Here is a 2,736-nt window from a genome sequence, read left to right as displayed (position 1 = left end):
GTTAATGTTGGGTTAGGAGATGCTAAAGAAGATACACAATATTTAATTTTTCGGCTTTGAATTATACTTTTTTTGATTTCGAAAACATCTATATCATCGAGCACTGTTTTTTTGCTTCGGCTCTGATTGACAATACCATAAATATTTTTTACAACTTTTAGTAAACTCTTTAATTTGAAAAACTCTGATTCTTCTTGCTTAATTATATTAATTAAAAATTCAAGCTTATCTAATTCTAATTTCAATTCTGTTTTTTCTTTAACTAAATAAGGTTTAAACTTTTTTTTAGCTCTCATTCCTAACTCTGAAACAGGCTCTATTTCTTGCCAAAGCTGTTTAAATCCAATATTTTTGCTAATTTCTTCATTCAAAAAATCCAATATTTTCAACTCCTTTACCAGAACTCATTTTATTTAAAACTACCTCATAACAAGGTATAGGAGCTACAGCTTTAGAAGTTTTTTCTAACAATTCTAAAGGATCTAAATAAGTTCCATTTGGTGAAAAGGGATTAATTGTTATACCTAAAAGATTGATCTCATCTTTTACTTTAATTTTCCCATTTTTTGCATTTAACCTATTAAAAAGCATCGGACTAATAAATATATGAGTAGCATCGTTAACAATAATCTCTACTTGATTAACAAAAGCACATTTTTCTATAAAAGTACTTATTGTTTTATTAACTAAAGCTCCATTGAAATAAATAGCCTTTGTTTCAGAATCAATAGAATTAATAACTTCTTCCATATTACTTAAAGCAGTTTTTAGTTTTAAACTTTTAGTCTGATAATCATTACTTATTATTAAGACTTTAGTTTCTGAACTAAGATTTGAAATTATTTTATTAATTCTTTGATCTTGACTTTTCTCTAATTTAAATAATTCTGATTGGTAATTCACTTTATTAACAATTGAATTTACACTTTCAGCAGTAACAGCACCTGTAGCTAAAATAGTGGCATCAGTTAAAGCAGGCGAAGAAAAAGATCTTCTGTCTAAGGCACCATCTATTAAAATTAAATCAGGTTTATATTGAGCTAATTTATTCTTAATAATTTGCATTTCATATTTAGAACTAGGACCACTTAATTTAATAAAACCACTTTCTTTACTTTCAGCAATCACAATCTCTCCTAAAGGAGAATCAATACCAGTTACAGCAAGTATTTTAAAGTCAAGTTTACTTTCAATTAATAATTGCTTGGCATTAGCAATTATCATATTTTCTAAAAGAACTATATTTGGCTTTGGATTATCCAAAACTTTATCTTTATCTTCTCCATCAAGGCCAATAGTTGTCAAAGCTATTTTTTGCTTTGACAACTCAGCCAATTTCAAAATATGATTAAGAGTAACAGTTTTACCAGTGTTTTTAGCCATCCCAATTATTGAAACTGATTTAGCTTTTTTATTTTTTATACGCTCTAATAAATTCATATTTTATCCTCTCAAACTTATCAGCACTTAATCAATTTTTGATTCTATATTTTAGAGATAAATCTTTTCAAAAAGTTCTTTGATATCTTTATTTTCTCTAACTACCTGTAATGCAATTTCAGCATGGTTTTTAGTATAACCATTACCAATTACCATTTCTGTATCTTTACCAACACCCTCAGCACCTAAAGCAGCTGCTGTAAAGCTAGTAGCCATACTAAAGAAGTAAACTTTTCCACTATCTTTTGTAGCTAATACACATGATAATTCAGTATTAGGAATGTTAACACAGTTAATAGTAAGATCTACTAACTCACCATCTGTAGCTTCTTCAATTTTAGTTAAAACTTCAGTTGGCTTAGTTGCATCACCCTGAATTATTTTATCAGCTAAACCTAATTTTCTTACTCTTTCACAGCCTTCTTCACTATATTCTAAGGCAATAACTTCTCCAGAAATACCTGCTCTTTTTTGAGCTTCATGTAAACATAATGTTCCTGATTTTCCACCAGCACCAATAATTAGTACACTGTCACCAGGATTTACTAGCTTAGCAGTTTGGGCAGGAGCACCTGCAACATCAAGAATAGCTAAAGCTAAGTTTCTTGACATATCATCTGGAAGCTTAGCATAAATTCCACTTTCAAATAAAATTGCTTTACCTTTAATATCAACTTGATCAGTATCTTCTCTAATTTCTAAAATCTCATCAATTACTAGAGGAGTTAATGATAGAGAAACTAAAGTTGCAATTTCATCTCCAACTTCTAAGTCAATATCATCAGCAATATCTTCACCAATTTCTTCAACTACACCAACGAGCATTCCACCAGAACCAGTTACTGGATTATGATGTTTACCTCTATTTTTTACTATTCTTTGCATTATTTCTGCAATTTTTTCTTTATCTCCTTCAGCTTCTTTTTTAATCTGAGTAAAGCTAGCTGAATCAATATTAAGAGTTTTAACATCTATTAAGATTTCATTATCATAGATTTCCATGCTATTATCAATTTTTTCTGCTGGTTGTGGTAAATCACCTTTGTTTTTAATTACTCTGTGAGTTCCATACTTACTACCTTTCATTTTTAACACCTTCCTTTTTTTAATATATATTTTAATCACCCACTCTTATTTTAATGCATAATTTATACCAAACCTCCCAAAAGCGCGTTTTTTAGTTGTTTTTTGTGAAATAATGTACATTATAAGCTAAAAAAACCTTTTTTAAGATTTATATATTTTTTTTAAGGCCGAGGAGATTTGGAAAGACACTTTTTCTATCAACCTTAGAGC

Annotated in this window: 3 protein-coding genes and 1 pseudogene; 1 reads left to right on the top strand and 3 read right to left on the bottom strand. The window is 28.9% G+C overall.

All coding sequences use genetic code 11. The features are described 5' to 3' along the window. The 3 genes and pseudogenes from CI949_RS19470 to CI949_RS19460 form a co-directional block, all read right to left on the bottom strand. A pseudogene (locus CI949_RS19470) lies at positions 1 to 380 on the bottom strand (DNA mismatch repair protein MutS); the annotation flags it as partial. Continuing rightward, the gene (locus CI949_RS19465; RefSeq protein WP_290769492.1) at positions 364 to 1,440 is read right to left on the bottom strand and encodes a hypothetical protein; all 1,077 of its coding nucleotides are present in this window, start codon (positions 1,438 to 1,440) and stop codon (positions 364 to 366) included. The gene CI949_RS19465 and the pseudogene CI949_RS19470, both read right to left, overlap by 17 nt. Positions 1,441 to 1,491: 51 nt before the next feature. Then, positions 1,492 to 2,526, bottom strand: a complete 1,035-nt coding sequence (locus CI949_RS19460; protein ID WP_290769490.1) for a zinc-binding dehydrogenase — start codon at positions 2,524 to 2,526, stop codon at positions 1,492 to 1,494. Between the two features lie 146 nt (positions 2,527 to 2,672). Between CI949_RS19460 and CI949_RS21050 the strand changes: the two genes are divergently transcribed. Beyond that, positions 2,673 to 2,736 (top strand): AAA family ATPase (locus tag CI949_RS21050; RefSeq protein WP_365942005.1); only part of this gene is annotated, 64 nt, incomplete at its 3' end.

The organism is Halanaerobium sp. (assembly GCF_003070835.1).
This window is presented reverse-complemented; position numbering and strand designations above follow the sequence as displayed.

Bases quoted from the DNA above. Each gene is read 5' to 3' on its own strand.
- CI949_RS19465 (WP_290769492.1), bottom strand. From the start codon at position 1,440: ATGAATTTATTAGAGCGTATAAAAAATAAAAAAGCTAAATCAGTTTCA.
- CI949_RS19460 (WP_290769490.1), bottom strand. From the start codon at position 2,526: ATGAAAGGTAGTAAGTATGGAACTCACAGAGTAATTAAAAACAAAGGT.